Origin of the sequence: Duncaniella muricolitica, assembly GCF_910574735.1 — a bacterium.
GTDB classification, from domain to species: domain Bacteria; phylum Bacteroidota; class Bacteroidia; order Bacteroidales; family Muribaculaceae; genus Duncaniella; species Duncaniella muricolitica.
Genome location: NZ_CAJTCF010000123.1, coordinates 1 through 6,512, shown reverse-complemented (window position 1 = coordinate 6,512; position 6,512 = coordinate 1). Strand labels below are relative to the sequence as shown.

Here is a 6,512-nt window from a genome sequence, read left to right as displayed (position 1 = left end):
CAACCCGACGCAGACCTGAAAATAATGCTCGCCGATGCATCTGAATCGCCGCCGGAAGAAACTGAAAACTGATAAGGGGGCTTGTCCTATACAAAAAGTTAGCCCAACTTCTATATTTCAAGAAGTTGGACTCGACTTTTTATGGTTTAGCGGACAGTAATAATAATATATAGTAAAAACGTGTCGAGCCGTATATTTGACTCGACACGTGTGTTAAATTATGTTGTGATCATCATCAAAATATCGTCTACTTATACTCATCCCACGACTTGATACTGATGTCGCTGTAATCCATGTTGCAGAATGCCTCTATGAAAGCACCTGCAAGACGTGCGTTGGTAATCAGCGGTATGTTGTGGTCAATTGCTCCGCGACGGATGCGATAGCCGTTGGTGAGCTCGCGCTTGGTGTGATTTTTGGGTATATTGACGATAAGATCAAACTTATGCTCGGAGATCATCTTCATCACATTCTCCTCGGCATCGGCACATTCATCGGGCCAATATACGGGGATGGCAGGTATGCCGTGATCGTTAAGGAATGTCGCAGTTCCTGCAGTGGCGTAGATTTTGTAGCCCTTGGATGCCAGACGTCTGCTCGGTTCAAGCAGATCCACCTTGCTCTTCGCCGCACCCGACGAGAGCATAATCCCACCCTTGGGTATCTCAAAGCCGGTCGCAAGCATTGCGCTGAGCAGGGCCTCGTCAAAATCGTCGCCGATGCATCCAACCTCGCCGGTCGAGGACATATCCACGCCAAGCACAGGGTCTGCATTGTGCAGACGAGAGAACGAAAACTGCGAAGCCTTGACGCCGATACGGTCGATGTCAAATGCCGATTTATCGGGGCGGCTGTAGGGCGCATCAAGCATAATGCGTGTGGCAGTCTCGATAAAGTTGCGTTTGAGCACCTTGGAAACAAACGGGAATGAACGTGAGGCTCGCAGATTACACTCGATAACCTTGACCTCGTTATTTCGGGCCAGGAACTGAATGTTGAAGGGACCTGAGATGTTGAGCTCTTTGGCTATCTGACGGCTTATCTTTTTAATGCGACGGGCTGTTGCAAAGTATATCTTCTGAGCTGGGAACACGAGTGTTGCGTCACCTGAATGCACACCGGCAAATTCCACATGCTCAGAGATTGCATATTCAACAATCTCTCCATTTTGAGCGACTGCATCAAACTCGATTTCTTTGGTGTCCTGAAGGAACTGTGATACAACTACCGGATATTCTTTTGATACCTCAGCGGCCATCTTGAGGAAGTTTGCAAGCTCCTCCTCGTTATAACATACGTTCATGGCTGCACCTGACAGCACATATGAGGGACGCACGAGTACCGGATAGCCGACCTTATCGACAAACTCCTTGACATCTTCAAGGCTCGTGAGCTCCTGCCACGCCGGCTGGTCGATGCCGAGCTGATCGAGCATGGCGGAGAACTTGTTGCGATTTTCCGCGCGGTCGATTGATATGGGCGATGTACCGAGCACCGGCACAGACTGACGATGGAGCTTCATGGCAAGATTGTTGGGTATCTGGCCGCCAACCGACACAATAACACCGCGGGGCTGCTCGAGATCAATGACATCAAGTACGCGCTCAAACGAAAGTTCGTCGAAGTAGAGACGGTCGCACATGTCATAGTCAGTCGATACAGTCTCAGGGTTGTAATTGATCATAATTGACTTATAGCCAAGCTTGCGGGCTGTCTGGATAGCATTGACCGAGCACCAGTCAAACTCAACCGACGAACCTATACGATAAGCACCTGAGCCGAGCACGATAACCGACTTCTCATTTTTATAATAGTTCACATCATATCCCTCTACGGCATATGTCATGTAGAGATAGTTGGTCAACTCGGGATGTTCGCTCGCAACGGTGTTGATACGCTTCACAGCAGGAACGATACCGAGAGCCTTGCGACGTGCACGCACCTGGAGATTTTCTTTCTCCATATTGCCGGCAGGATTAAGCACAAAACGTGCTATCTGGAAATCGGAGAATCCGAGCACCTTTGCCTCGCGGAGCACCTCGGCCGGTATTTCTTCAATGGTATTGTAACCACAAAGTTTAGCCTTGAAGTCGACAATATTTTTGAGTTTGCCGAGGAACCACGGATCAATCTTTGTGAGTTCATATATACGGTCGATTGTATATCCCTGCTCTAACGCCTGGGCGATAGCAAAGATGCGGAGGTCGGTCGGGTGGGAGAGTTCGCGGTCAAGATCGTCAAACTCGATACCCTCATTTCCAACAAAGCCATGCATGCCCTGGCCGATCATTCTGAGACCCTTCTGAATAATCTCCTCAAACGAACGTCCTATCGACATGATTTCACCCACCGACTTCATGCTTGAGCCGATTTCACGACTCACACCGACAAACTTCGTAAGGTCCCAGCGGGGAATCTTGCATATCAGATAGTCAAGCGATGGTGCCACATAAGCCGAGTTGGGTGTACCCATCTCGCCAATCTGGTCGAGCGTATAGCCCAATGCAATCTTGGCAGCTACAAACGCGAGAGGATAACCGGTGGCCTTGGAGGCCAAAGCCGATGAGCGCGACAGACGTGCGTTTACTTCGATTACGCGATAGTCGTTAGTCTCGGCATTGAAAGCATACTGGATGTTACACTCACCTACGATGCCGAGATGACGTATACATTTACGCGACAGCTCCTGAAGCATCTCCACCTGCTGTTCTGAGAGAGAACAAGTCGGAGCGACAACTATCGACTCACCGGTGTGTATGCCCAGCGGGTCAAAATTTTCCATGCTTGCAACTGTGAAACAATGGTCGTTGGCGTCACGGATTACTTCAAATTCAATTTCCTTCCAGCCTTTCAGTGACTCCTCGACAAGTATCTGATTGGAGAATGTAAACGCGCTCTCAGCGAGTTTTACAAACTCTTCTTCATTGGCACATATGCCGCTGCCTTGTCCGCCAAGTGCGTAAGCAGAGCGCACCATGACAGGGAAACCAATTTCTCGGGCTGCTTTCAGTGCATCCTCCATGCTTTCCACCGCATGGCTCTTGGGGGTCTTCATAGGTATCTCGTCGAGCTTTTTCACGAAGAGATCACGGTCTTCGGTATACATTATGGCCTCGACTGATGTGCCAAGTACTTTTACACCATATTTGTCAAGCACACCGTTGAGATACAGTTCAGTGCCGCAATTGAGGGCAGTCTGTCCGCCGAAAGCGAGCAGCAGACCGTCGGGACGCTCTTTTTTTATGACTTCCTCGACAAAATATTTTGTAAGAGGAAGGAAATAAACCTTGTCGGCTATACCCTCCGAAGTCTGGATTGTGGCGATGTTGGGGTTCATGAGCACAGAGCTGATTCCCTCTTCACGCAGGGCCTTTAATGCCTGTGAGCCGGAATAGTCAAACTCGCCGGCCTGACCGATCTTCAGTGCGCCTGAGCCGAGCACGAGTACTTTCTTGATTTTCTTTTCCATAATGGTGATAGCGTATGGTTCAATAAGAAAAATGCGTTACCCACTGCGAGTGGACAACGCATTTTATATAATGTTGATTATTTCTAATTTTTGATAATGCATCAGGGTTTCTATTTGAATGCAAAGTTATAAATAATTTACCACTCCGGCAAAAATAATTTACGACTATCGGGAAAAAATTGTAAATTTGCACAAGAAAATGCAATAATCATCACATTAATAATATAATCTTAACACATCTTATTAATATGTCTAAAATAGGAAGCAAATGGACTCCCCGCGCACGCAAAGCTATGCTCCTTGGCAGCGGAGAACTCGGCAAGGAGGTCGCAATCGAGCTGCAGAGAATGGGAGTTGAAGTGATAGCATGCGATAAATATGCCAATGCTCCGGCAATGCAGGTAGCCGACAAGGCACTTGTATTCAATATGCTTGACCCCGTGGCTCTTCGCGAGAATATTGAGCGCGAGAAGCCCGACCATATCATCCCCGAAGTGGAAGCCATCGCCACCCCAGTATTGGTCGAACTTGAAAAAGAAGGATATAATGTCACTCCAACCGCCAATGCGGCATTCCTCACAATGAACCGCGAAGGCATACGCCGTCTTGCCGCCGAAGAGCTTGGTGTCACCACTTCTCCCTATCGCTTTGCTTCCGACTTCGAGGAATTTAAAGACGCCGTAAAAGCCGTAGGCATACCCTGTGTAATCAAGCCGATCATGTCATCAAGCGGTCATGGTCAAAGCGTGATAAAAAGCGAGGCCGACATCGAGAACTCTTGGCGCATAGCTCAGGAGGGTGGCCGAGCCGGTGCCGGACGTGTCATCGTAGAGGGATTTGTCGATTTTGACTACGAGATAACAATGCTCACCGTACGCTCTATCGCCGGAACCGCCTATTGTGAGCCCATAGGCCATATTCAGATCGACGGAGACTATCGTTATTCCTGGCAGCCCCAGGCGATGAGTCCCGAAGCAAAAGCCAAAGCACAGGAAATCGCAAAAAAAGTTACTGACGCGCTTGGCGGATATGGTATCTTTGGCGTAGAGCTGTTTATCAAAGGTGACAATGTGATATTTAGTGAAGTGTCACCCCGTCCGCACGACACCGGCATGGTGACTATGATTTCACAAGACCTGAGCGAATTTGCGCTGCATGCACGCGCACTTCTCGGTCTTCCGGTGCCTGAGATACGTTTTCTCGGACCGTCGGCTTCACGCGCGGTTGTAGTGGAAGGCGACACGACATGTATTGAGATGTGCAACCTTGAGACTGTACTTGAAGAACCCGGGACACAGATGCGCATATTCGGCAAACCCGAAATACACGGTCACCGCCGCATGGGCGTAATTCTTGCCACTGCCGACAATGTGGAGGAGGCCAGAGCCAAAGCCGAACGTGCCTACGACAAACTCGTTGTAAATGTGCTGTAAAACCATATAATGATCTTTCGGAAAATCATATCCTCCGTAATTTGCATGTTCGTCACTCTTGTATCATCGGCCGCGCCGGTGAGCGAGAGTGACGCCACGCAAATGCTCCAGCGTCTTGATCACGAACTTGAGATCGGCGATACGTACATTCATGAGCGCCGCTCACTTATTGACTCGCTCAAGACAACACTTTCCGCTCTTCGCTCAAACGATGATGGCAAACTGGATATCATGATTCAACTTGGCGACTGCTACAATGCATACCGCATTGACTCGGCCCTGTATTATTATGGAGGAGGACTGACTGCGGCCAAAGCCATCAAGGCAGACTCTGCAGCCACGCGTTTTGCATTAAAAATGGCCACATACCTGCCATTGCAGATGTTGATGACCGATGCAGAGCAACTGATGGACTCCGTAAGCACTGCCGGTATCCCGCCCGGATTGCTCACAGAGTATTATGATGCGCAACGTCAGATGAATAACTATATATCAAACGTATTTGCCGATTTCCCCGACCGCCAAGCCGCTTACCGCAAGAAGGAGTTTGACACCCAACGCCGTCTTCTTGATCAACTGGACAAGAACTCTTCACAATACAAACTTAATCTTGCCGAACACCACATGTATTCGCGCAACTACCCGGCGGCAAAAAAGGTGCTCAATGAACTTATCGGTGAAATCGGAGAGACCAATCCGATGTATGCGAGAGCTTGCCATATGCTGGCCGACATCGCGAAAGTGGATGATAATTATCCCGGGCAAGTATATTACCTCGCCCTCTCAGCCATTTCCGACATCAGATGCGCCACACTTGAGATGGCATCATTACAGGAACTCGGCGCACTGCTCTTTAAACATAATGACGTACAGCGTGCCCATTCATACCTTTCACATGCCCTGCGCAATGCGGTAGAATGCCAGGTTACGCTACGTATTATCCAAACTTCAAAGGCATTACCAATAATTGAGAACGCACACAAAGCTCAGATAAACGCTTTCAAAAAACGCATCTTTATTGTGATTGCCATAATGGGAATATTGCTATTGGCATTGTTTGTCTCGCTCAGAATGGTATATCGCAACAATCTCGCCCAACGGCGATTGGCCGAAAGACTCGAAAAAGCCAACAAAACAAAGGATGTGTATATAGCGCAATTTCTCAATCTGTGCTCAATATACATGGACAAGCTAAACCAATTCAACAAACTGGTCAGCCGTAAGATTTCAGCCGGCAAGAGCGACGATTTACTCAAACTGACCAAGACCGGCAAACTTGTCGAAGAACAATCAAAGGAATTTTACGAAGTGTTTGATGATGCGTTTCTCAACATATACCCGTCATTTGTGGAGGATGTCAACACACTGCTTGCTCCAGACAAACAATTGATACTTCGTAAAGGTGAAAAATTAAATACCGACCTGCGTATTCTCGCACTGATGAGACTCGGGATTGATGATACTTCGCGTATCGCACAAATGCTCAATTATTCTGTCTACACAATATACAATGATTCGGTAAAATTTGAGGTCGTTCAGTCTTGGCTAAGCCGCTAACTGAGCCAACCGATGGTTTATTTTCTGAATTATTTTTAGATGCGGAGATTTTC

3 protein-coding genes are annotated in these 6,512 nt (G+C 48.2%); 2 read left to right on the top strand and 1 reads right to left on the bottom strand.

Annotation, left to right across the window (positions count from 1 at the left end):
- Positions 1-247: 247 nt before the first annotated feature.
- Entirely contained in the window at positions 248-3,469 is a 3,222-nt protein-coding gene (carB, locus tag QGT73_RS16660) for a carbamoyl-phosphate synthase (glutamine-hydrolyzing) large subunit (protein ID WP_280123177.1), read from the bottom strand.
- Between the two features lie 248 nt (positions 3,470-3,717).
- Here carB and purT point away from each other — a divergent pair, with 248 nt between their 5' ends.
- Both purT and QGT73_RS16650 read left to right on the top strand, forming a co-directional pair.
- Positions 3,718-4,902: a formate-dependent phosphoribosylglycinamide formyltransferase gene (gene purT / locus QGT73_RS16655; RefSeq protein WP_280123176.1), complete on the top strand. Its 1,185-nt coding sequence runs from the start codon at positions 3,718-3,720 to the stop codon at positions 4,900-4,902.
- A gap of 45 nt (positions 4,903-4,947) precedes the next feature.
- Positions 4,948-6,459 carry a DUF6377 domain-containing protein gene (locus tag QGT73_RS16650; protein ID WP_280123175.1) on the top strand — a complete coding sequence of 504 codons (1,512 nt, stop codon included), beginning with the start codon at positions 4,948-4,950 and terminating at the stop codon, positions 6,457-6,459.
- Positions 6,460-6,512: the final 53 nt, after the last annotated feature.

Excerpts from the sequence above, each read along its gene's own strand:
- carB (WP_280123177.1), bottom strand. The coding sequence starts at position 3,469 with ATGGAAAAGAAAATCAAGAAAGTACTCGTGCTCGGCTCAGGCGCACTG.
- purT (WP_280123176.1), top strand. The coding sequence starts at position 3,718 with ATGTCTAAAATAGGAAGCAAATGGACTCCCCGCGCACGCAAAGCTATG.
- QGT73_RS16650 (WP_280123175.1), top strand. The coding sequence starts at position 4,948 with ATGTTCGTCACTCTTGTATCATCGGCCGCGCCGGTGAGCGAGAGTGAC.